Genomic DNA, 23,564 nt, shown 5'->3' on the forward strand with positions numbered 1-23,564 from the left:
CCGGTCTGGGACATAACCACTCAGCCAGTGTTGCGCAGGCCGGCGGCGATGCCGGCGATGGTCACCATCAAGGCGCTTTCCAGCACTTTGTCGGAATCGCGGTCACGCAGACGGGCCATCAGTTCCGCCTGCAACAAGTGCAGCGGATCGGTGTAGGGATCTCGCACGCGGATCGACCAACGCATGACCGGGTTGTTATCGAGCAGATCACCACGGCCGGTCAGACGGCCCAGGGCCTCCACGGTACCGGCCAGACGCTGGCGCAGGGAATCGCCCAGCCGCATCAGGTCGGCGTCATCGGTGAGCCGCTCCTCGTACCAGGCGGCCACCCGCGAATCCGCTTTCGCCAACACCATTTCCAACATGTCCACCACGCCCTGGAAAAACGGCCAGTGGCTGGCCATTTCCCGGATCCGGTCGGTGTCGGATTGATCTTCCAGGGCGGCTTCCAGAGCGGCGCCGGTACCCAGCCAGGCCGGCAGCATCAGGCGGATCTGCGTCCACGCGAACACCCAGGGAATGGCGCGCAGGGATTCGATACCACCGTCGCTTTTACGCCGCGCAGGGCGACTGCCCAGGGCCAGACGGCTGAGCTCGGTTTCCGGCGTCACCGTGCGCAGATAACGCACCAGCGCCGGATCATCGCGCACCACCTGACGGTAGCCTTCCACCGATATCCGGGTGAGCTTTTCCATTTGCTCGCGCCATTGCGGCCGCGGTTCACGAGGCGGCAGCAGCGTCGCTTCCAGGGTGGCGGCGACATACTGCTCCAGATTGAACGCGGCCACCGACGGGCGGCCGTATTTGAAGCGAATCACTTCACCCTGCTCGGTGACACGGATGCGCCCGGCCACCGAACCGGACGGCTGGGACAGCAACGCCATGCGCGTGGGCGAGCCACCACGGGAAATGGAACCGCCACGGCCATGGAACAATGTCAGCGGTATGCCGTGCTCGCGGAACAGACCGGTGAGTTTTTCCTGGGCGCGGAACTGGGCCCAGGCGGCACCGAGGAAACCGGCGTCCTTGGCGGAATCGGAATAGCCGATCATCACTTCCTGGCCCCCCTTGACCCGCTCCCGATAAAACGGGATCGACAACAGCGCGGACATGGTATCCCCGGCGTTGTCCAGATCGTCCAGGGTCTCGAATAACGGCACCACGCGCATCGGCCGGGTCACTCCGGCGATCTTCTGCAGCAGCATCACCGCCAGCACATCCGAGGGGGCCCGCGCCATGGAGATGACGTAGGCGCCCAACCCTTCCGGTCCTTGTTCGGCGATCACCTTGCAAGTGTCCAGCACCTCACGCACCTGCGGGTCACAGACGTCGCTCCGGTAAAACAACTCATCCACCAGCGGGCGACGGTTCTCCAGTTCGGCCAGCAGAAAACGTTGCCGCTCGGCTTCATCCCATTCCAGATAGGACCCCAGTTCCAGGTAGCGGGTGATGGCATCGATGGTGTCGGCGTGCCGGCCGGACTCCTGGCGCACGTCCAGACACAATAACGTGATGCCAAAGCAACTCAGGCGGCGCAGGGTGTCCTTGAGCTGGCCGTTGGCGATGGACTCAAGACCGACGGCGCGCAGGGAGCGGTCCAGCAAGCGTAATTCGTCACGCAACTGGGCCCCGTTGAGAAAGCCCTCGCCATCCGGCACCGGCCGTTCTTCCACCAGCGCTTCCATGCGGCGCCGTGTGACCTTGAGACGGTCACGCACATCACGCAGCACCACGCGGTAGGGTTCATGGCTGGGCCCGGTGCGAGCCAGCAGTTCGTCGCTGGCCCGATGCATGGACAGGTCCGCCAGCAAATTCTCAACATCACGCAAATACAGGTCCGCCGCCATCCAGCGCGCCAGCAACAGTACCTCGCGAGTCACCGCGGCGGTGACGTTGGGATTGCCATCACGATCGCCGCCCATCCAAGACGCCAGGCGCACCGGCACCCAGTCCGCCGGCGGTGATGGCAGCCCGGCCCGTTGCAGTTCCTCATCGAGTTGTCGCATGAAGTCCGGTACCGCCCGCCACAGGCTTTGTTCGATGGTGGCGAAACCCCATTTGGCTTCGTCCACCGGCGTCGGTCTCTCGCGACGGATTTCGTCGGTGCTCCAGGCGGAGATAATCAGCTCGCGCAAACGCTGTTCCAGCCGCTGCCGCTCCTCCCCGGTGAGATCCGGGCGATCCGATTCGGTGAGCAGATCCGCCATCTGGTCGTACTTGCGAATCAAAGTACGCCGGGTCACCTCGGTGGGATGAGCGGTGAGCACCAGTTCCACGGACAGGTCCGTCAGGGTGTCGCGCACGGTTTGCGCCGAAACCTGCTTGGCGGACAGCCGTTCCAGGACATTGCGCAAACCCTGGTCGCTGTCGGGGTCGCCGGGATAGCGCTGATGCTGACGGTGCAGACGTTCACGGTGATGTTGTTCGGCGATGTTGGCCAGGTTCAGGAACTGGCTGAACGCCCGTGCCACTTCCAACAGGGCATCGTCCTCCAGGGGATCGAGCAGGGCCCGCAGACGCGCCACCGACATTTCGTCGTTGGAGCGGGTTTCCACCGCCGCCAAACGGATCCTCTCCACCGTTTCATACAGGTTCTCTCCCACCTGCTCACGCAACGTGTGGCCAAGCAATTCCCCGAGCCAACGAACATCTTCGCGCAACGGCGCGTGCTGATCCTGTTCCATCAATACGTCTCTCCGTTAATAGAGATCCTTCATGCTACCGGGAACGGGGGAACAGGCAATAGAACTATGGTCCGTGGCAACAATGGTCCGTGGCAAGAAAGGCCCCGCAAAATGCCTTTTTACAACATTACGCCCATTGCAAGTCTTTATTCCCCGGGCCAGCTACCGCAACATAGGCGCATCTGGTTATCCACGGAACCTCAATGAACTCGACCAACCGCGTGTCCTCCGAACAGGGCGCCATCATTCTGCAGTACCTGGCCCGGGCCCTGTTCGCCGTGCTGGCGGTGATTTACTTCCATCACACCCCCCAGTTCTTCGTCACGGTGCCGGAAAGCACCCCCTGGTTGATCGCCGGGGCTTATCTGGGGCTGCAGTTACTGCTGCTGATCAGCCGGGCCGATTACGCGGTCATTCTCGCCTCGACCCTGGACATGGTGGTGCTCGGCGTGGTGATGCTGCTGGATGGCGGCGAGCCACCGCCGACCATGGCGCTGTTGTTCCTGGCGGTGCTCAGTAACGGCCTGCTGTACGGCCTGAAGCGTTTTCTGGTGATGTTGCTGGCCGCCGAAGTGGTGCTGGCCATCGTGCTGCCGATCCGCATGGCGTATTTGCCGGAAGGCGCCACGCAACCGGCCTCCGCCAGCCTGTTCCTGCTCGCCGCGCTGACCGTGTGCATGATCTATTTCGGGCTGATGATCTGGCGTAATCAGGTGCTGGGCCGGTCCGCCCTGGAAGCGGCCTGGAACGATCCGCAAACCGGTTTCATCAGCCGCGCCGCGCTGGTCAGCACCGCCGGTTGGATGATTCCCCTGCACGATCGCCTGTCCTCGCCGCTGACGGTAGTGTTACTGCAACACGACGACCTTAATGGTTTGGCGGACGTCATCATCCAAAGGCTGCGCCGCAGCGACGTGGTGGCCCGCAACGATGAACATCAGCTGGCTCTGCTGTTGCCCTGTACCGGCGGCGCGGAAGCCAGCCAGGTGATCGAACATCTGCGCCAGCGGGTACCGGATCTGCGCGCCGCCGTGCTGACCCTGAACAGTTCCAACCTGGCTTTGGAACAGGTGCTGCATCATTTGCAGCAGGCCCTGCCCCGCAGCCGGGATGATGACACTCACTGGCTGGTCTACGCGCCACCGCTGGATTAAAAAGACACAGGAAGCCCGGGAAGGGAGACCCGGCCAACCCCATGCCGACAACAGGGGAAACGTCATGGTCCACCGTCTTACCCTTCTTGCGCTTGCCTTATCCGGTCCCGCCCTGGCGGATGATTTCCAGACCTATATCGTCGGCGGCGAGGACGCCACCGGCGACTGGCCCTGGGCGGCGCTGGTGGAAATCGATTTCGGCGCGCAAGGACGAGGGGCTTGTTCCGGCTCCTTGCTCAGCCCTGATCAGGTGCTGACCGCCGCGCATTGTTTTTTCGATGAAAACGGCGAGAAGGTGGACGCTACTGCTATCACCGTACATGTGGGTAGTGCGCCGAAAGGCAGCCCGGCCAATCAAACCCGGACGGCCAGTCACACCCCTTCTTTGCCTGCCGAGTACGATAACAATGCCAACCCCATCAGCCACGATATCGCACTAATCCAGCTAAGCAGCCCTGTTGATGTCTCTGATGCAGTCCTGCCCAGTCTTGTGGATGACGCCCACTTCGACGAATTGCTTGCCCGCGACGCCATGGGCCGCGACGAGGCCGTCACCGCCATCGGCTGGGGCGTCACCGATCCGGATAATCCAACGGTCTCCGACACCCTGCAGCAGGTGGCTTTGGATTACGTGCCGTTTTCCACCTGCAATCAAAGTTGGAACGGTTTCCTGACTCCGGTTCAAAGCAGCGTCATTTGCGCCGCTGAACTGAACCCACAAGACAACGAAACCGAGAACACCTGCTTCGGCGACTCCGGCGGCCCGCTGATTCTGGGGGACGATCCGTCCCCTTATATCATGGGGCTGACCAGTTTTGGCTCCTTCGACAATTGCCAGGCCGGTCGGCCCACGGTGTTCACCCAGGTGCTGAACATGGTGGATTTCGTGGAAGCCAACAGCCCCCTGGTGGACGTAAGCGTCGGCAGCGACTCGCAACGCTACTACGGTTCTCTGGGAGGACAGGTCACGGTCCCCGCCACGGTCACTAACGGCAGTCAGCGAAACACCGCCCACAACGTCATGATCCAGGCGAACACTGACGACGCCGGCGTCGATGCCTCTTTACAGTGGAGCGGCTGTGACAGCGGCGGCGGCCCCTTGGCGGACGATGACCAGTGCACCCTGTCGTCACTGAGCGCCGGCGGCCACAGCAGCGGCCAGGTGGAAGTGAGCCACAACGGCGTCACCGAAACCGACGCCACCCTGGCCCTGTCGGTGAGCAGCGACGAGGATGAATACCGGATCAAGAACAATCAGGCTCCGGTCACGGTGGTCTTCTCCAACCGGCCGGACCTCACCGTGAGCGCCGAGCAGACCGCCGGCAATCTGGACAGCGATGGACAGGGCATCGCCACCGTGGTGGTGCGGGTCAGCAATCTTTCCACCGTGAATGCCGCCAGCAATGCCACCGTGGAACTGACGCTGCCCGCCGGCACCACCGCCCGCGGTGACGATACCGTCCAGTGCGACACCCTGTGTTGGGTAGGCCCCATGGACAGCGGTGCCAGTGTCGAATTCACTCTGACGCTGACCAGCGGAACGCCGGAGAGCAGCACGCTGACCCTGACCACCACCGACCAGAATGGCGGAGACTTTCCCCAGGATAATAACCGGCACGAACTGGCCGTGGCCTACTCCGGTGTCAAGGCCGTCAGCGATACTGGCAGTGGCGACACCAGCGACACCGGTTCCAGTGGCGGCTCCGGCGGTGGCGGCTCGTTCGGCGTCGGCTGGCTGCTCGCTCTGGCGGGACTGGCGCTACGAATTCAGCCGGTGCGCCGGAACAACCGCTCCAGATAAGCCAGCAGGAAATCCGCGTCGGACAGCGGCGCCCGGTAAGCCAGATGGCCATCCGGGCGCATCAGCCACAAACGGCTGCCATTACCGAAGTGCTCGGCGAAATCACCGTCCTTGTCATGCCACAGATGGGCCCGCCCCGGCGCCATGTCCGGCGCCGCCCCTTCCGGCGGCTCATTGAGGATCAAGGTGATGCGCAGCTCATTGAGGTATTCGTCCGGCACCCTGGACAACAGCGCATGCAGGATAACCCGGGTGGGATGGTCCGGGGCCTCGCCCAGTTGCAGCAACAGGTGATGCACCGGCTGACGCAGCAGGCCGTGCAAATGCCGGGGCCCGCCATCGTGCAGCGACACCAGGGCAACATCCGGCACCCGATCGCCGGGCAGCGGACCCTGGTGCCGCCACCCCAGGTCCGCGTCCGGACCGGCATCCACCAGCGGCGAAGCGCGATAGTGGATGTCCAACTGGCTGGCCCGACGCATTACCTTGTTTTCCGCGGGCGCGCGCTGGCCGGTCAGCTTCAATAACGAATCCCGGGCGCCACGCAGAAATGGCCGCCGCAACGTCGAGGTCCGGGACAACAGATTCACTTCACGCAGCATCTCCACCGCCACCGGCCGGCGCTCCTGCTGGTAGCTGTCCAACAAGGCGCCACCGCCGTAGCCACGCAGGAACAGCACCAGTTTCCAGGCCAGATTCACGGCGTCGGCGATACCGGTGTTCATACCCTGGGCCCCCATCGGACTCTGGATATGGCAGGCGTCGCCGGCGAGGAAAATACGATTGCGTCGATAATGGCTGACCAGCCGGCGGTGCACCGAAAAGCGCGTCAACCAGATTGGCTCCGGCAGTTCCGGCACTGGTTCCAGCACCTGGGCGAGACGCTCGCTCAACAACGCCAGATCCCGCTCCGCGTCCGCCGGCCCCGGTTCCGCATCCTCTTCCAGCACGGTGATCAAACGCCAGCCAGAAGGCAGCGGAATCGCCATCAGGGCACCGCCGGGGAGCAGGAAGCCGTGGCTCTGATCCTCCGGCAGATCCAGTTCCACATCCAGATCCGCCAACAGGAAGGTTTCCTCGTAATCCATGCCTTCGAAGGGCAAGCCGAGCAATTCCCGCACCCGGGAATGGGCACCGTCCGCGCCCACCAGGATCTCCGCTTCCACTTCGGTTACCTGCTCGCCAACACGGAGCCGGGCCCGCACTCCGGCGCCATCCTGTGAGCAGTCGAGCAGTTCGGCATCGCGCCACAGTTCACCACCGAGGCTGCGGAAGCGCTCCTCCAGCACGGCTTCCACCTGTGACTGCGGGCAGCTGAGCAGGGCCGGCTCCGGCGTGCCCAGGGCGGCGAAATCCAGATGCAGCAGGGGCCCTTTCTCGCCATGGAGATTCACCGCCCGAATCGGACGGCCGCGTTCACGCAGGGTTTGCAGCACCCCCATGGCATCGAGGAATTCCAGGGTGCGGGCGTGCAGCCCCAGCGCCCTGGACCAGGGCCGGCGTTGCGGCAGGCGGTCAATGATGCGGCAGGGAATGCCGCCGCGCAGCAAATTGACGCCCAGGGTCAGGCCGGTGGGGCCGGCGCCGACGATCAGTACTTTGGCTTGACGTGATCCCGTGATCATGAATGCGATGCTACAATCGGTGTATGAAAAGCCGTCATGCGCGGCCGGCTCCCCGGAACAGGTGCGACGGCGGCCCCGCCGTCGAGGATGCCCGTGCAACCCGCCACCGGCACCGCGACGAAATGTATCACATCCAGGGCCGCCCGCGCGTCGCGGTCCGCCCATTCCTGCCCCCGGAAGCGCCATGAGCCGCAAAATCATCCATGTGGATTGCGACTGCTTCTATGCCGCGGTGGAAGTCCGCGACGAGCCGCGCCTGCGCGGCCGGCCGGTGGCGGTGGGCGGCGATCCCCAGCGCCGTGGTGTCATCGCCACATGCAATTATCCGGCCCGGGATTTCGGCGTGCGCTCGGCGATGTCCTCCGCCCACGCGCTGCGTCTGTGTCCGGAGCTGGTCATACTGCGCCCGGACTTCGACAAATACCGCCGGGTCTCCGCGCAGATTCAGGACATTTTTCGAACCTTTACTCCGATTATCGAGCCGCTGTCCCTGGACGAGGCCTTTCTGGATGTGAGCGAGAGCCCGCTGCACAGCAACAGTGCCACGCGTATCGCCGAGGCCATTCGCCAGCGGGTACGCGACAACGTCGGCATCACCGTGTCCGCCGGCGTGGCGCCGAACAAGTTTCTCGCCAAGGTGGCCAGCGACTGGCGCAAACCGGACGGTCTGTTCGTGATCGCGCCGGACCAGGTCTCCGACTTCGTAGCCGCGTTGCCGGTCACCCGCATCTTTGGCGTCGGCCGGGTCACCGCGGAGAAAATGGCGCTGCGGGGCATCCGTACCTGCGCCGATCTGCAGCCACTGAGCCGGTTGGAACTGGCTCAACAGTTTGGCAGCTTCGGCGAGCGTCTGTACCACCTGTGCCGGGGCGAGGATGACCGACCGGTGCAGACCAGCCGGCGGCGCAAATCGGTCAGCGTGGAGGAGACCTATCACCAGGACCTGACTCACTTCAGCGACTGGCTGCGGGAACTGGAGGCACTGATGCCCCGTCTGGAGCAGCGACTGGACCGTCTTGACAGCCACTATCTGGTCCAGGGCCTGACGGTGAAAGTGCGTTACAACGACTTCCGCATCGTCAGCGCTGACCAGACCGAAACCGCCTTGGACAAAGCCGTGTTCGAGCACTTGCTTCGGCAACTGTGGGAGCGGCACTCGGCCCCGGTGCGGCTGCTCGGCATCGGCGCCCGCCTGCGTGATTTGAAGTCTCCGCAACAACCGGACCTGTTCCCGGAGGAGAGGGAACGGGCGCTGCGGGAAAAGCGGCAATGAAACACCACGGCAGAACCGCCGTGGGAGCTTGATTCCCCCATCACCAGCCCCCAGATTAGAGGTCTGAACCCCTGGAGCAAGGAACCGCCCTGAATGACCGTCATTAACGCGGCCACCGCCACGCGGCCGGCCACAGTGTCCACTATCGTCGCCCCGGAAGGCAGCCTGGAAGTGCTCAGCCAGCAGGAAGTGGAACGCCTGCGCGACACCTCGTCACGGGGGCTGCATGATCTGTTGCGCCGCTGCGCGCTGGCGGTGCTCAACGCCGGCACCCCCACCGACGACAGCCGCCAGGTGCTGGAAACCTACGCGGATTTCGATATCCAGGTGATGCAGGAAGACCGCGGTCTGATGCTCAAGCTGGACAACGCGCCGGCCGGCGCCTTCGTCGACGGCCGCATGATCCGCGGTATCCGGGAACATCTCTCGGCGGTACTGCGTGACATCGTTTATGTGGCCAACGAGATACACACCGGTGGCCGTTTCGATCTGAACAGCACCGACGGCATCAGCAACGCGGTATTTCATATTCTGCGCAACGCCGGAATACTGCACGCTGGCGAAACCCCCAATCTGGTGGTGTGCTGGGGCGGCCATTCGATCTCCCGGGAAGAGTACGACTACAGCAAGAGCGTGGGGTATCAATTGGGGCTGCGCCATCTGGACATCTGCACCGGTTGCGGCCCTGGCGCCATGAAAGGCCCGATGAAGGGCGCCCATGTGGCCCACGCCAAGCAGCGCCGCCGTAATGGCCGCTATCTGGGGATTTCCGAGCCCGGCATCATCGCCGCCGAAGCGCCCAACCCCATCGTCAATGAACTGGTGATCATGCCGGACATCGAGAAACGTCTGGAGGCGTTCGTGCGGGTCGCCCACGCCATCATCGTTTTCCCCGGCGGTGTCGGCACCACCGAGGAGATCCTTTATCTGCTCGGTGTCCTGCTGCATCCGGCCAACCAGCACCTTCCGGTTCCGGTGGTCTTCACCGGACCGGCGGACAGCGCCGATTACTTTCACAAGGTGGATCAGTTCATCCGCTACGCCCTGGGCGAACAAGCGGCCAGCCGCTATCGCATCATCATCGACGACCCGGAAGCGGTGGCGCTGGCGGTGCGCGAGGGCGTGCGGGAACTGACCCAGTTTCGCCGCGAAAACGACGATGCCTTTTACTTCAATTGGCGACTCACCGTGCCGCTGGAGTTCCAACAACCGTTCGAGCCCAGCCACGAAGCCATGGCGGAGTTGCGCTTGAGCACCTCTCTGCCGGTGCACGAGCTGGCCGCCAACCTGCGCCGGGCGTTCTCCGGCATCGTGGCGGGAAATGTGAAGGAAGCGGGCATTCGCGCCATCGAGGAACGCGGCCCCTATGAGCTGCACGCGGAGGCGGGCCTGATGACCCATCTGGATACTTTGCTGAAGGCGTTCGTCGAGCAACAGCGCATGAAACTGCCCGGCAGCCATTATCAACCCTGCTACCGGCTGGGCTCATGAAACCGAGCACCCTCGCCGCGCTGCTGAGCTTTGTCATCCCGGGCGCCGGCCAGCTCTACAACGGCCATATCTGGCGAGCACTGTTCTGGCTGATAGTGACACCGGGACTATGGATCGGCAGCGGCGGCCTGTTCGGCTGGGTGTGCCATCTTATCGCCGCCTGGACCGCCTGGCACAAGGCGCAGGAGAAGGAAAGGGAATAACGCCGGAGCAAACCAAGCTGGCACGCCTTCGCTACTAAAGCGGCTTCCACGGAACCATTGTGGGAGCTTGCCGGCAAGCTCCCACAGCGGCTTCGTGGCCATCTCTCAATTCATGTGCGGCCCCAGGGAACAGCAGTAACTCATGGACCGCATTCTTGTTACCGCGGCTGCATGCGGATGCCGCCATCCAGACGGATGGTTTCGCCGTTGAGAAAGCGGTTCTCCGCCATATGGCAAACCATGGCGGCGTATTCTTCCGGGTGGCCCAGGCGTTTCGGGAACTGGGTCATTTCGATCAGCGGCATTTTCACCTTGTCCGGCGCGGCGTTCATCAGCGGCGTATTGAAAATACCCGGCGCGATGGTGTTGCAGCGGATGCCCAGGGATGCCAGATCACGGGCGATGGGCAGGGTCATGCCGACCACCGCGCCCTTGGTGGCGGAGTAAGCCACCTGCCCCACCTGGCCATCAAAGGCGGCCACGGATGCGGTATTGACGATCAGTCCCCGTTCGTTGTCCTCACCCGGCTCGTTCTCCGCCATCACCGCGGCGGCCAGACGGGTCACATTGAAGGTGCCAATCAGGTTGATCTGCACCACGGTGTTGAACACACCCAGGTCGTGAGGTTTGTTATCCCGCCCCACTGTTTTCATGGCGGAGCCGACGCCGGCGCAGTTGACGCAGAGATGAATCGCGCCGAAGGCATCCCGGGTGGCATCGATGGCCGCCTGCACCGAGGCTTCATCGGTGACATCGGTCTGCGTGAAGGCCACGGACGCACCGATGGCGGCGGCGGCTTCCTCTCCCCGCTGGGCGTCACGGTCCAGAATCATCACCTTGGCACCACGCGCGGCCAGCGCTTCCACCGTGGCCCGGCCCAGGCCGGACGCGCCACCGGTCACCACCGCCACTTTGTTTTTGATATCCATACATCCTCCTCGATTTCAGAAACAGGGAGTATACCCAGCTCGGGACAGGGCCGCAGTCTTGCGTCCGCGGGTCAACATACGCATTCTTGTACGGGTCGGTTCATTTCACCCGCTCGCCATACGAGGGCAGCGCTTATGAGCTATCCCCAAGCCAGGCTCCGTGAGGACGACCTGGCCGCCACGTTGTTGGCCAATCGCGCTTTCAGCGAAACGCTGTGCGCGCCTTTGACGCCGGAGGATATGGGTCTGCAGGCCTGTCCGGAAGTCAGCCCGCCGCGTTGGCACCTGGCGCATACCACCTGGTTTTTCGAGACATTCATTCTCAAGCCCCATGTTCCCGGTTACCGCCCTCTTGATCCCCGGTTCGAATACCTTTTCAACAGCTATTACAACGGCGTCGGCGAACAATATCCGCGGCCACGGCGGCACTTGCTGTCGCGTCCGGACACCGCCACCGTGCTGGCCTGGCGCCAGCATGTGGACGAGGCCCTGGCGGACTTGCTGAGCCGCTCCGTCACCCCGGAACTGGCTGCCCTGGTGAGGCTGGGTATCGAGCACGAGCAACAGCATCAGGAATTGCTGCTCACCGATCTCAAGTTCAATTTCTCTCATAATCCGCTGTACCCTCAATATCAGCCCCGCGAGGATCAGGCAGGCAGCGCGCCCGCGCTAAGCTGGCTGGAGTATGCCGGCGGGCTGGTGACGATCGGCGCTGGCGACGACTCTTCGTCTCCGGAGTCGTTTTATTTCGACAACGAAACCCCGCGCCACCGGCAATGGCTGGAGCCGTTCGCCCTCGCCAGCCGTCCGGCCACCTGCGGCGAATATCTGGCGTTCATCGAGGACGGCGGCTACCAACGGCCGGAGCTGTGGCTCTCCGACGGCTGGGCCTGGCGCAGCCAGCAGCAGGTAGCGATGCCGCTGTATTGGTTTCTGAACGACGGGCTGGCCGAACACTACACCCTGGCCGGCCGGCGCCCTTTGAATCTGGCGGAACCGGTTACCCATCTGAATTACTACGAGGCGGACGCTTTCGCCCGCTGGTGCGGCAAGCGGCTCCCCACGGAAGTGGAATGGGAACACGCGGCGGCGGCCCGGCCGGTGACTGGCGGTTTCGTGGAAAACCGCCGCTATCACCCCGCCATCGCCACCCCCGGAGAGGGGCCACGGCAGCTGTTTGGCGACGTCTGGGAGTGGACCGCCAGCGCCTATCTGCCCTACCCCGGCTTTCAACCGGCGCCCGGCGCGGTGGGCGAGTACAACGGCAAATTCATGTGCAACCAGATGGTCCTGCGTGGCGGTTCCTGTGCCAGCAGCCGCGATCATTTGCGTGCCAGTTACCGTAACTTTTTCTATCCTCATTTACGCTGGCAGTTCAGCGGCGTGCGGCTGGCCCAAAGCATGGAGGCGTGCGATGCAACCCCGGCAACTGCTCCCTAATCTGACCTTTCTGGATTTATATCCACCGACCGCGGACGCCGCCCGGGAAGTGCTGTCCTCGCTCAGCGCGGCGACCCCGCATCTGGACCCGAAATATTTCTATGACGAGCAGGGCTCCGCCCTGTTCGACGCCATCACCCGGACGCCGGAGTATTACCCCACCCGCACCGAGACCCGGCTGCTGCGCGAGCACGCCCGGACCATGGCGCGTACCCTGGATACCGAACTGACGATCGTGGAGCCGGGCGCCGGCGGCTGCGAGAAGGCGCGCATCCTGCTGGATCAGTGGCAGCCGCGCGGTTACATGCCGCTGGAGATCTCCCGTGAGTGCCTGCTCGATGCCACCCGGCAGTTGGCGCCCCAGTACCCGCAAGTCCAGTTCCAGGCGGTTTGCGCCGACTATTCCCAGGCCCTAACCGTGCCCACCGGCCATCAGGAACTGCCCCGGCTGGTGTTCTTCCCGGGTTCCACCATCGGTAATTTCGAGCCGGTGGCCCGGCGGACCTTCCTCGCCGACCTGCGCCAGTTGGCCGGCGATGATGGCTTCCTTTTGATCGGCGCCGACCTGCATAAAAGCCCGGAGCGGCTGCATCAAGCCTACAACGACAGCGCCGGCCATACCGCCGCCTTCAATCTCAACATCCTCGCCCATCTCAACCGCCGTCTGGACTGCGGCTTCGATCTCGACGCTTTCGAACATCAGGCCTTTTACAACGAAGATCAGCAACGCGTGGAAATGCATTTGCAATGCCACCGGGATCAGCATGTGCGAATCGCCGGCGAATCCCTCACCCTGAGCGCCGGCACCCGGGTCCACACCGAGAACTCCTACAAGTTTTCCGTGGAGGACTTCAGCCGCGAGCTGGTCACCGCCGGTTTCCAGCCGCTGTCCTGCTGGCTCGACGACGAGGCCCTGTTCAGTGTGCATCTGGCCCGCGCCGCATGAGTTCAACGGCTTTTCCGGCGCGCCGGCCGGGCGGCGCTTTAAAGATTATGAACGGGCTCCACAGTGACGCGCCAAGCTGGCTATACTGGGCTCATGACTTTTCTGGAACGCACCCATGCTTGAGTTGATCAGCGCCGCCCGGCGCCGCCGCCGGCCACCGACCCATGAAATGTTCGACGTGGTCAGCCAGGATTTCCGTGTCGGCTTGCTGGACATCGACATCAACCTGCATCTGAACAACGGCAAATACGTCAAGATCATGGATCGCTGCCGCCTGGAACACGGCGTGGTCACCGGTCTGCTCGATCGCATGATCAAGGCACGCACTCACACCATCGTCGCCAACACCGAGATCGCCTATATTCGCGAACTGCGGCCTTACCAGCGCTTCCAGGTGCACACCCGCATTCTCGGTTGGGACGACAAGTACACCTACTACGATCAGCGTTTCGAATCGCAGCGCAAGTTGCACACCCACGCCCTGCTGCGCCTCGCGCACCTGTACGGCGGCAAGCCCATCAGCCCCCAGGCATTCCAGGAAATGACCGGCCTGAACCGGCGCTCACCGGTGCTGCCGGATTATGTTCAGGACTGGAAAAACCTGCTGCAAAGCAAGCGCCGCCTGACCGAACAGGACGACGGCCCGCTGGCGCTCGGCTCCCGTTAAAGACACCGTCCGGAATTCGTAAAAGGCGCCCTTTGCCCCTGCCCCGACCGCGGCGGATTGAGTACACTGGGGCCATGAGCACTTCCCGCATCCGCACCCCCTGTATTGGCGTTTGTTCCACTGTCTTCGGTGACACCGTATGCCGCGGCTGCCGCCGCTTCAGTCATGAGGTGGTGGACTGGAACGCCTATAGCGAGGACGAAAAACGTATCGTCTGGCGCCGTCTGGACCAGTTGCTCACGCTGGTGGTGCGCAACTACTTCCAGGTATTGGATGGCGAGCGGCTGGCGGCGCAACTGGACTATCAGAATCTGCGCTATCAGCGGCAGATGTCACCGGAAGGCTGGGTTCCGGAGTTGCTCAAGGCCGCCGGCCGGCAGCCTCTCCGATATGAGGATTACGGGCTGTACCCGTTGCCCAGCGCAGATGGCCTCACGCCACGGGAGCTTTACGACGTGATCAGCCGTGAATGTCACGCCCTCAACCAGGCCCATTATGACCGCTCCTTCGCCCGCCCGGTGCGAAGCACCGGCGATCTGATCCTGCGCGCCGCCCAGGAAAAAGGGCTGGTGAGCAGCGGCGAATGAGCCCCGGCGCCCGTCACGGCGCGCCGCCCAGACCTTCCCACGCCACCGCCGCGGCCAGCAGAATCAAGGCCGCGCCGGCGCCCCGTTCCACCCAGGCCAGCCGGCGCCCGAACACGCTCATCCAGCGTGGCTGAGCCGCCAGCCACGCCACCAGCAGGTCCCAACCCAGCACCACGGTCACCATCCACGCCGCATAGCCCAATTGGATCGTCAAAGTACTGCCATTGACCGCCAGAAGTGAAAACAGGCTGGCGTAGAACAAGGCGTTCTTTGGGTTGAGAATGGCCGAGGCGAAGCCCATGCCCAGGCCGCGCAAATGGCCGCCGGTACCGGCCACGGACCGCGGCGCTACCGGCAGGCTCAGGGGCGCGGCCGAGCGGATAAGACGAACGCCAAGGTAAAACAGGTAACCGGATCCGGCCCACAACACCGCCATGAACAGAGGGCTTCCCGGCCTTAGCACCGAGAAGCCCGCCAGCGCCAGGGCAATGAAGACACCGTTGGCCAGGGCCACCCCCAGGCACACACCGGCGGCACTGCGCCAGCCCTCCACCAGGGCACTACGCAGAATCAAAAAGAAATCCGGACCGGGGCTGAGCAACGCCAGAAAATGAGCGCCGGCCACCATCAGGAACTGTTCCAATACATCGCCTCCCGACAGACAGGGAGGGGTATGCTAGCGGCGCGGGAACGGATGGGATTGTAGAAAATTGCGAGGAGAGCCGGCGGTCAGCCGTCCACGGCCACCCGCCGGTATTGCCCCGGTGTCGCCGCCACCCGTTCCTTGAACGCCCGCTGGAAATGGCTCTGGTCGGTAAACCCCAATGTCTGTGCCACATCCGCTGGCGCCAGCCCGGCCCGCAACAAGGCACGGGCACGGTCTATGCGCTGGTCCAGCCCATAGGCGTGGGGCGTCAGGCCCAAATGGCGGCGAAAGCGGCGGATCAGCTGATAGCGGCTGAGGCCGTTGGCGGCGGCCAGATCGTCCAGCGGAATCATCTGGTCGGCGTCACGCAATGCCCGGCGCGCGGCCTCCAGCTCTCCGGGTTCACCGGTTTGTTTCCCTTCCAGAGGTTCGCCGCGCCACCATTGAGCGCGCAGGAAACCGGTCAGGTGACGCTCCTTGACCGCCGGCGAAGCAGCGGAGAACAGACATCGATTCAGCTTGCAGAAAGCGGCATAGGCCACCGGGTCCCGGCCCACCTCCACCCGTCGCGGCGGCATCTCCCCCAGAACCCGCCCGAGCCAGCGCGGATCCAGATAGAGCATCTGGTAACTCCAGTCTCCTCCGGCGGCCGGATTGCAGGCGTGCACCTGTTCATCGGGAATACTGATCAAGGTGCCAGGCAACAGAGCGCGGCCGACGCCGAGACTGGTGAAGCGGCTGCGCCCGCCGTCCACCACCCCGATGGACCAGGTGCGATGGCTGTGGGCGCGGTAGCAGGCGCGACTGCGACAGGCCCGGCGGCTCTCCACGAACGGCAGCGCCGGGTCATGCCAGAATTGAGCGGGGGACATAGGGGCTCCGTTGTCGGCTCGGAACCCCAGTTTACCAATATTTCGCGGAATGGCCCGTACTTGGGCGCGGGGATGGATAGCAGGCCCCTAGTACGGTTTTGCTTGCCGCTCAATACCTTGGTCGGTGCGCCGCCGACGCTTCCGGCAAAATAGCTCGGGCTCCATAGGGCACTCTTCATGTAGGCTGGTTTCATCAGATCAGGAGGGCATCAGCTTAAGCCTCCAGCTGGAGACACCCTTCATGCTGTTCACCAAATAAGATACCGACACATTGTATAATCGGGACCATGAAGCAAACCAAGACCCTAAAGGTTCGAGTGAAGGACAAGCACGCCACCCAGCTCAATCGTATGGCGCGTAGCGTGAATTTCGTCTGGAACTACCTTAACGAGCTGAGTTCTCGGTCGATCCGTGAGCGCGGGGTCTTTCTGTCTGCCTACGATATGGATCGCTACACCAAGGGGGCCAGCAAGGACCTCAACCTGCATTCGCAGACGCTCCAAGAGGTCTCCCGAGAGTATGCGACACGCCGCCAACAGTTCAAGAAACAACGGCTTGCCTGGCGAAAGTCCCGAGGTACCCGCCGTTCTCTCGGCTGGGTTCCTTTCAAGACCGGGGCAGCCAAATGGAAAAACGGGCAAGTCTTCTACAATGGCAGCTACTTCAAGGTTTGGGACAGCTATGGGTTGAGCCAGCACAGGTTCCGCTCCGGCAGCTTCAACGAGGATACCCGAGGCCGCTGGTACTTCAATGTAGTGGTCGAAGTAGAGGTTCAGCCTTCGACTGGACAGGGTGCCGTCGGCATCGACTTGGGACTGAAGGACGTGGCCACTTGTAGCGACGGTGAGAAGCTGGAGAACGGTCAGTTCTACCGCGACTTGGAAGCCAGGCTGGCCACAGCTCAGCGCGCCCGCAACAAGCGTCGGGTGAAGGCCATCCACGCCAAAATCAAGAATCGGCGCAAGGATGTACTGCACAAGTTCTCCCGTCGGCTGGTTGATCAGCATGGCGAAATCTATGTGGGCGACGTAAGCCCACTGAAACTCGCGAAGACCCGTATGGCCAAGTCAGTACTGGACGCTGGCTGGGGCCAACTAAAGACGATGCTGGAATACAAGTGCGATCACGCAGGCATCGTCTTCCAGGAGGTTCGCGAGGCGTACACCAGCCGCACCTGCTCGTCCTGTGGCTCGCTCAGCGGGCCACAAGGCGTAAGCGGGCTGCGAGTAAGAGACTGGGAGTGCGTGGAGTGTGGTGCGCTCCACGACCGGGACGTGAATGCCGCCCGGAATATCCTCAGTCTCGCGGCGGGACATCGCCGTCCAGAAGTGGAAATCTCCGCCCTTTAGGGCGGAGAGGATGTCAAGCTATTTGATCGCCACCGGGTTCACCGGCGCGCCGGTGCCGCCTTCCATCTTCAGCGGCGCCGCCACCAGCAGGAAGTCGTACTTGCCATCCTCGGCACTGTCCGCCGCCAGATCATCGAGCCACCAGATTTCCGAAAGCACCACGCCCAGATCGCGGATGAAAGCGCCGTGCAACGGAATGATCACGGTTTCCCCATCAATCTGCTGGGATACTTTCTCGATGGCCAGGTTATCCGAGGCGATCATCGGAATTTCCATCTCATCCACCCAGTTCACCAGTTCCTTGCTGTAGCACAGACCCGGCTCGGTGTAGGCCTCCCACTTGGCATCCGGTTCCTCCTCCCAGAACCGGGCGATAGAGCCGGTGCGAATGACCAGGATGTCACGCTTGTTGACTTTCACCTTCTGGGCTTCGGCGGTGTCCTTGAGGTCTTCCAAGCCGATGCAGCTGCTCGGCGCCAGCCGATACGGGGCGTCCTTGTTCTTGTGTCGGCCCACATCCAGCAAGACGGCGCGGCCGACGATGCCTTTGTTGCCCAGTTGCGCCACGTCCGCGTGAGCATGGCCATGTACCGTGGTCTGATCGCTCTTGCCACCGTAAACCTGCTCGCCATACCAAGCGTGGGCGAGACTGTCCACGTGAGTGGTGCCCTGCAGGTAGATGAAGGCGGCGTCATCGGAGTACTTGATGCCGCCGGGCAACGGCTCCGCCTTGCCGGCGCTGTAGGCCGCCGCGTCGTTGGCCATGAAGTGTTGGGTGGCGATGCGTCCGGGGAACACCGGACCACTGCCGGATGTCATCGGAATCTGCAGGGTGAAGACACGCCCTTCGCTGACGGCTTTGAGTCCGGTGAGCACCGATTCGTCGGCAAGGTAGTTCAGCGCGCCGACCTGGTCGTCATCGCCCCATTTACTCCAGTTGCTGGGGGCATCCTTTTGCAATCTCTCCATGGCGGTTTCCGCCAACAGCGGCGCCGCCGAGGCCAGCAGACAGCCGGCCAGCAAACAGCGCCATCCCGAACCAAGACCTGACATTGTTGTTTTCATACGTCTCTCCCGATTTGCTGTGTTATTTCGATTTATCTAAACACAACCGTTGGCACCACTGCATCCACGCGCATTTCAAGCGCCGTGCGGAGATCTCAGCGGGAGAGAGTCGGGAGGGGAATCAGTCCTGGCACTGGCGGCAATGGCCGTGGATTTCCACCGGCTGCATACCGACGACAAAATCCTGATGGGCCAGACTGCTGTTCAGTGCCTGCTTGAAGCGGCCTTCCATCGGCGCCTCGCGCACCGCGCCGCAGCGGTCACAGACCAGAAACAGGGTGCCGTCATGGCCGTGCTCACAGGCCAGGTGACCGCAGGCGAGGTAGCGGTTGGTGGAGGCCAGGCGGTGGGCCAGTCCGGCGGCCACCAGAAAGTCCAGCGCCCGATAAATGGTGGGGGGCTTGGCGCCGGGATGATGCCGGTTTTGCAGCGCATCCAGCAGATCATAGGCGCTGCGCGGCCCGTCCTGTTCCAGCAACAGCGCCATCACCTGACGCCGCTGCGGCGTCAGTCGCAGGCCTTGTTCAGCGCAGCGCTGCTCGGCGATGCGTAATTGCTTTTCCACGGTTTCCGTCATGCGGGCTCCAGAGAGCGGAATGCGAACCGCTCATTCTACATCAACCCCCGCCGCTTTTACCCCACCGGCGGCTCACCCCAGTCCGGGAACGGGTCCTCCAGGGTGCGCCAATGGTCTTGCCCGGCCAGCAGCTCATCATCATCGAGCAGGCAGGCATCAAGTGCGCCGCGGGCCTGCTCGGGGCTCAGATCCTGGCCGATGAACACCAGTTCCTGACGCATATCGCCGAACGGCTCCTCCCAGTTGGCGAGGATATTATCACGGTACTCCGGATCCTCCGGCCAGTGGCTTTGCGGCACCGCCTTCCAGAACAAACCGGCGGGACCGTGATGGGCAATACCGCCGGCCTGGCTCCAGCTGCCGGCCCACTGCGGGCGCGAGGCGAGCCAGAAAAAACCCTTGGAACGCAACAGCTTGCCCTGTTCCCAGTCACGATGGAGGAACTCGAAAAAGCGCTTGGGATGAAACGGCCGGCGCGCCTTGTAGGTGAAGCTGGCAATGCCATACTCCTCGGTTTCCGGCGTGTGCTCGCCGCGCATCTCCTTGAGCCAGCCCGGCGCCTGGCTGGCGCGCTCGAAATCGAAGCGGCCGGTATCCAGCACCCGGTCCAGATCGATCTGTCCCTGGCGGATCGGCACGATCTCCGCCTCCGGATTCAGCGCCCGCAGGGAAGCGACCACCTGCTTGAGTTCGTCCTCGTCGATCAGATCGGTCTTGCTGACCAGCAGCACATCACAGAATTCGATCTGATCCGCCAGCAAATCCGCCACATTGCGTTGATCCTCCTCGCCCAGGCTTTCCCCCACCTGTTGCAGCGAGCGGGCTTCGCGGTAGTCACGCAGGAAATTGGCGCCGTCCACCACCGTTACCAGGGTGTCCAGCCGCGCCACCGTGGAAAGGCTGGCGCCGCTTTCGTCCTCGAAGGTGAAGGTCTCCGCCACCGGCAACGGCTCGGAAATACCCGTGGACTCGATGACCAGGTAATCAAAACGCCCTTCCCCGGCCAGCCGCTGCACCTCCACCAGCAGGTCCTCGCGGAGGGTGCAGCAAATACAGCCGTTGCTCATCTCCACCAGCTTTTCCTCGGCGCGGTTGAGGCTGACCTGCTGATTCACCAGGGCGGCGTCGATATTGATCTCGCTCATATCATTGACGATCACCGCTACCCGGCGGTTCTGCCGGTTATTGAGGATATGGTTGAGTACCGTGGTCTTGCCGGCACCGAGAAAACCGGACAGCACGGTGACGGGCAAACGTTGGGCTGGCTCCATGGCGGGCTCCTTGAGCTGAAAGCAGAACAATGGAGTGCATTTTTACATGTTATAACGTAACAATAAAGAGATCATAGAGGAGCGAAAAATGGCGCCGGGGCCGCGGAAGTCCATGGGCCGCTCCCACAAAGGCAACCCTTTCACCCGGTGGGAGCACTCCATCAACCGCGATATCTACTCTTCCCAGACCGCGTCCACCTGATCCCGGGACAGCGGCGTTTCCGCCAGCAAGGCCGCCAGCCAGGCACCGTCGCCGGCCTCCGGCTTGAGCGGATCCCGTGGCAGCAGTTTATGGCTCAACACCAACTTGGCCAGCGCCAGGCGGCGCAGGTCATCGCCGATTCGCGCCGCTTCCCAGGCCAGGACTACCGCCGAGGTGAAGTTGTACAGAGCGCTGGCGATGCGGCGCGCGTCCGCTTCCAGGGTGTTGTCGCCAGCCACCTGCTCGGCGGCGGCGGTCACTTGTTTGAGCACCGCCTCGAACCGCTGGCGCTCGCTGTCGGACAGAGCGCTTTCCGACAGCAATTGCTGCAGATGTTCGCTCAGCACCGGCAAAGTCTGTTCCCGACGGATCGCCCGGAACACATCCAGCGCGACGATGTTGCTGGTGCCTTCCCAGATCGATCCCAGGTGCGCATCGCGTAATACCCGGGCATCGGACCACTCTTCGATATAGCCGCAACCGCCACGCACTTCCATGCCATCCGCGGCGACCTTGCGGGCATCCCGAGTGGTGCGGAACTTGATCAACGGCGTGAGGATACGCAGCAGTTTGGCCGCCACCGCATCCCCCTGGTCCGCGCGGCGCAGACACTCGGCGGTATGGAACACCATGCTGCGGCCCTGCTCGGCGGTGACCATCATCTTCACCAGTTGCCGCTTCAGCAGCGGCAGGTCAATCAGTTTGCGGCCGAACGCCACCCGGTTACGGGCAATGAACAGGGCTTCATTGACGGAGCGGCGCATCATGCCAGCGGAACGCACGCCATTGGACAGCCGTGACATGTTGATCATGTCCGTCATCTGCTTGAAGCCGTTACCCGGCTCCCCCACCACATAGGCTTCCGCCCCTTCCAGCACGATTTCGCCGCTGGCCATGGAGCGGGTGCCCAGTTTGTCCTTGAGCCGGATGAGGCGATAACGGTTGAGAGTGCCGTCGGGCAACCGGCGGGGCAGCAGGAACAACGTCAACCCCTTGGTGCCGCCATCACCACCGGAGGGACGGGCCAGCACCATGGCCAGATCCGCGTCGGCGTTGGAGCAGAACCACTTATCGCCGTACAGACGCCAGACACCGTCCTCGAAGCGGGCCTCGGTGGTGATCGCGCCGACGTCGGAACCGGCGTCCTGCTCGGTCATGAACATGGCGCCCTGGAACAGAGAATCTTCGTCCTGGGAGGTGAGATCGTCGATGAACCGGTTGATCAGTGCTTCGTCACCGAACTTGCGCAGGGTGCGGGTCAGCGCATCGGTCATGCTCAACGGACAGCACAGGCCGAACTCCGCCTGCACGAACAGATAAGTGAGCCCATATTTGACCAACGGCGGCATCACTTCCGGCCAGCCCAGAACATTGCCGCGATGGGACATGGCGGCCAGGCCGAAGCGGGAAAAAGCGTAGTACTCCAGCCGCTGATAGGAAGGATGCTTCTCCACCACCTGAGCGTCGCTGCCATCCCGATTACGGAATCGCAGCGTCGGAGGATTGCGGTCCGCCTCCCGCGCCAGTCTTTCCAACTCATCCCCGGTCAGGGCACCCAGTTCCTGAAACACCGGCTCCAGATGATCACGCAGTTCCGCGGGCAGATACACCGACAACAAACGGGCGAAATCCGGGTCCTGTTGGTAAGCATTGTTCCCCTGGCTGTCCGGAATATTGCGATAAATCACCTTGGCCATGGCAAACCTCTCTTATTCATAGTATTTATCGCATGATATAAAGGGATTTTCCTGACCTCCAATCCGATTTTTCTATTTATCAATAGCATTTTCAGTATTCTTAATGGGAGCCGGAGCATGGCCCTGACCTTCCGCCAATTACGCTACTTTCTGGTACTCGCCGAGGACCTGCATTTCGGACGCGCCGCCAAACGTCTGCACATCTCCCAGCCGCCGCTGAGCGCCAGTCTGCGCCAGTTGGAAGAGGAACTGGGGGTAAAGCTGCTGGAACGCAGCAGCAAGCACGTAGCCCTGACGCCGGCCGGCGAGGTGTTTCAGCGCGAAGCCCGGCGGCTGCTGGAGAATCTGGAAGCCTCACAGAACCTGGTGCAGCGGATCGCTTCCAGCGCCTCCGGCGTGGTGCGGATGGGATTCACCCCGGCGATGATTTTTCGCCACCTGCCGGCGATGTTGAGGCAACTGGAAGACGCCCACCCGGGTATCGAGGTGCAGTTGATCGAACGTAATTCGGCGGAACAGCTTGCGGCGCTGCAGGCCAGGCAACTGGATCTGGCCTTCATCCATGCCATGCCGCTGCCGGACGGTATTGCCTCGCTACCCATTGCCGAGGATCCGTTCCTGGCCTGCCTGCCTCCGCACCATCCGCTGGCTTCGCGGCGCTCGCTGACGCTGCGGGATCTGGCCGGCGAGCCGCTGATCATGTTCAGCCGCAATCTGGCACCCCATTATTACGATCGCATCATTTCCCAGTTTCACCTGGCCGGGCTGGAGCCGCAGATCCGCCACCAGGTGACGCACTGGCTCACCATAATGGCGCTGGTGGCCCACGGCATGGGCGTCTCTCTGGTGCCCAAGGCGCTGACCGGAGCGCGCTTCCGTCAGGAGGTGTTCCTGCCGATCGAGGACGCCCCGGCCCACCACCAGTCGCTGTGCATCTGGCCGCGGGATCAGCCCAATCCGAGCCGGGATCTGGTCATCGAGGTGATCACGCAATGCGTGGAAGCGACAGCGCCGCCAGTGGGGCGCTGATCCTGGCTATTCGCGACCAAGCTCGCTCCCACAGCGACTTCGTAGCCCTCTGTGGG

The 23,564-nt window shown here is 63.0% G+C and carries 20 protein-coding genes; 11 read left to right on the forward strand and 9 right to left on the reverse strand.

Translation table 11 applies throughout. The features are described from left to right. Positions 1–20: 20 nt before the first annotated feature. On the reverse strand, positions 21–2,684 hold the full coding sequence (gene ppc / locus RYH70_RS14780) for a phosphoenolpyruvate carboxylase (RefSeq protein ID WP_026948692.1): 2,664 nt from the start codon (positions 2,682–2,684) through the stop codon (positions 21–23). Between the two features lie 203 nt (positions 2,685–2,887). On the opposite strand from ppc, the gene RYH70_RS14785 reads away from it, so the two are divergent. Both RYH70_RS14785 and RYH70_RS14790 read left to right on the forward strand, forming a co-directional pair. Further along, complete coding sequence (locus RYH70_RS14785; RefSeq protein WP_163127162.1) at positions 2,888–3,838, forward strand: GGDEF domain-containing protein; 951 nt, start codon at positions 2,888–2,890, stop codon at positions 3,836–3,838. A gap of 64 nt (positions 3,839–3,902) precedes the next feature. Beyond that, positions 3,903–5,639, forward strand: coding sequence for a serine protease (locus RYH70_RS14790; RefSeq protein WP_317009340.1), 1,737 nt, complete (start codon positions 3,903–3,905; stop codon positions 5,637–5,639). On the opposite strand, the gene RYH70_RS14795 is transcribed toward RYH70_RS14790, so the two are convergent. After that, entirely contained in the window at positions 5,606–7,264 is a 1,659-nt protein-coding gene (locus tag RYH70_RS14795) for an FAD-dependent monooxygenase (protein WP_317009341.1), read from the reverse strand. The genes RYH70_RS14790 and RYH70_RS14795 overlap by 34 nt on opposite strands. Positions 7,265–7,448: 184 nt before the next feature. On the opposite strand from RYH70_RS14795, the gene dinB reads away from it, so the two are divergent. The 3 genes from dinB to RYH70_RS14810 all read left to right on the forward strand — a co-directional run bounded on the left by dinB (position 7,449) and on the right by RYH70_RS14810 (position 10,231). Beyond that, the gene (dinB, locus tag RYH70_RS14800; RefSeq protein ID WP_022995585.1) at positions 7,449–8,537 is read left to right on the forward strand and encodes a DNA polymerase IV; all 1,089 of its coding nucleotides are present in this window, start codon (positions 7,449–7,451) and stop codon (positions 8,535–8,537) included. 93 nt (positions 8,538–8,630) lie between these two features. Continuing rightward, positions 8,631–10,028, forward strand: a complete 1,398-nt coding sequence (gene ppnN, locus RYH70_RS14805) for a nucleotide 5'-monophosphate nucleosidase PpnN (protein ID WP_022995586.1) — start codon at positions 8,631–8,633, stop codon at positions 10,026–10,028. Then, positions 10,025–10,231 carry a DUF5683 domain-containing protein gene (locus tag RYH70_RS14810; protein ID WP_022995587.1) on the forward strand — a complete coding sequence of 69 codons (207 nt, stop codon included), beginning with the start codon at positions 10,025–10,027 and terminating at the stop codon, positions 10,229–10,231. The genes ppnN and RYH70_RS14810 overlap by 4 nt, the downstream gene beginning before the upstream one ends. Before the next feature lie 158 nt (positions 10,232–10,389). Here RYH70_RS14810 and RYH70_RS14815 read toward each other — a convergent pair whose 3' ends face one another. Then, the gene (locus RYH70_RS14815) at positions 10,390–11,160 is read right to left on the reverse strand and encodes a 3-hydroxyacyl-CoA dehydrogenase (protein WP_022995588.1); all 771 of its coding nucleotides are present in this window, start codon (positions 11,158–11,160) and stop codon (positions 10,390–10,392) included. Between the two features lie 135 nt (positions 11,161–11,295). Between RYH70_RS14815 and egtB the strand changes: the two genes are divergently transcribed. From egtB to RYH70_RS14835, 4 genes are all read left to right on the forward strand, one after another. After that, entirely contained in the window at positions 11,296–12,600 is a 1,305-nt protein-coding gene (egtB, locus tag RYH70_RS14820; RefSeq protein WP_055098848.1) for an ergothioneine biosynthesis protein EgtB, read from the forward strand. Further along, the gene (gene egtD / locus RYH70_RS14825; RefSeq protein ID WP_022995590.1) at positions 12,575–13,546 is read left to right on the forward strand and encodes an L-histidine N(alpha)-methyltransferase; all 972 of its coding nucleotides are present in this window, start codon (positions 12,575–12,577) and stop codon (positions 13,544–13,546) included. The genes egtB and egtD overlap by 26 nt, the downstream gene beginning before the upstream one ends. Before the next feature lie 115 nt (positions 13,547–13,661). Next, on the forward strand, positions 13,662–14,213 hold the full coding sequence (locus RYH70_RS14830; RefSeq protein ID WP_022995591.1) for a thioesterase family protein: 552 nt from the start codon (positions 13,662–13,664) through the stop codon (positions 14,211–14,213). Between the two features lie 74 nt (positions 14,214–14,287). Next, positions 14,288–14,800, forward strand: coding sequence for a DUF1289 domain-containing protein (locus RYH70_RS14835; RefSeq protein WP_022995592.1), 513 nt, complete (start codon positions 14,288–14,290; stop codon positions 14,798–14,800). Between the two features lie 13 nt (positions 14,801–14,813). On the opposite strand, the gene RYH70_RS14840 is transcribed toward RYH70_RS14835, so the two are convergent. Then, a complete protein-coding gene (locus RYH70_RS14840; protein ID WP_022995593.1) occupies positions 14,814–15,443 on the reverse strand; it encodes a LysE family translocator in 630 nt (209 codons plus the stop codon). Between the two features lie 86 nt (positions 15,444–15,529). Further along, on the reverse strand, positions 15,530–16,318 hold the full coding sequence (locus RYH70_RS14845) for a helix-turn-helix transcriptional regulator (RefSeq protein ID WP_233917094.1): 789 nt from the start codon (positions 16,316–16,318) through the stop codon (positions 15,530–15,532). 287 nt (positions 16,319–16,605) lie between these two features. On the opposite strand from RYH70_RS14845, the gene RYH70_RS14855 reads away from it, so the two are divergent. Beyond that, a complete protein-coding gene (locus RYH70_RS14855; RefSeq protein WP_063139994.1) occupies positions 16,606–17,667 on the forward strand; it encodes an RNA-guided endonuclease InsQ/TnpB family protein in 1,062 nt (353 codons plus the stop codon). An 18-nt stretch (positions 17,668–17,685) separates the two neighbouring features. Here RYH70_RS14855 and RYH70_RS14860 read toward each other — a convergent pair whose 3' ends face one another. From RYH70_RS14860 to RYH70_RS14875, 4 genes are all read right to left on the reverse strand, one after another. Then, complete coding sequence (locus tag RYH70_RS14860) at positions 17,686–18,732, reverse strand: cyclase family protein (RefSeq protein WP_055098845.1); 1,047 nt, start codon at positions 18,730–18,732, stop codon at positions 17,686–17,688. 121 nt (positions 18,733–18,853) lie between these two features. Then, positions 18,854–19,309 carry a transcriptional repressor gene (locus tag RYH70_RS14865; protein ID WP_022995596.1) on the reverse strand — a complete coding sequence of 152 codons (456 nt, stop codon included), beginning with the start codon at positions 19,307–19,309 and terminating at the stop codon, positions 18,854–18,856. Between the two features lie 56 nt (positions 19,310–19,365). Beyond that, positions 19,366–20,580, reverse strand: coding sequence for a zinc metallochaperone GTPase ZigA (gene zigA / locus RYH70_RS14870; protein ID WP_317009342.1), 1,215 nt, complete (start codon positions 20,578–20,580; stop codon positions 19,366–19,368). Positions 20,581–20,754: 174 nt separating this feature from the next. After that, entirely contained in the window at positions 20,755–22,479 is a 1,725-nt protein-coding gene (locus RYH70_RS14875) for an acyl-CoA dehydrogenase family protein (RefSeq protein WP_063139992.1), read from the reverse strand. Between the two features lie 117 nt (positions 22,480–22,596). On the opposite strand from RYH70_RS14875, the gene RYH70_RS14880 reads away from it, so the two are divergent. Then, positions 22,597–23,508, forward strand: coding sequence for a LysR family transcriptional regulator (locus RYH70_RS14880; protein WP_022995599.1), 912 nt, complete (start codon positions 22,597–22,599; stop codon positions 23,506–23,508). Positions 23,509–23,564 lie beyond the last annotated feature (56 nt).

This window comes from Alloalcanivorax xenomutans, from assembly GCF_032810065.1.
GTDB lineage: Bacteria > Pseudomonadota > Gammaproteobacteria > Pseudomonadales > Alcanivoracaceae > Alloalcanivorax > Alloalcanivorax xenomutans.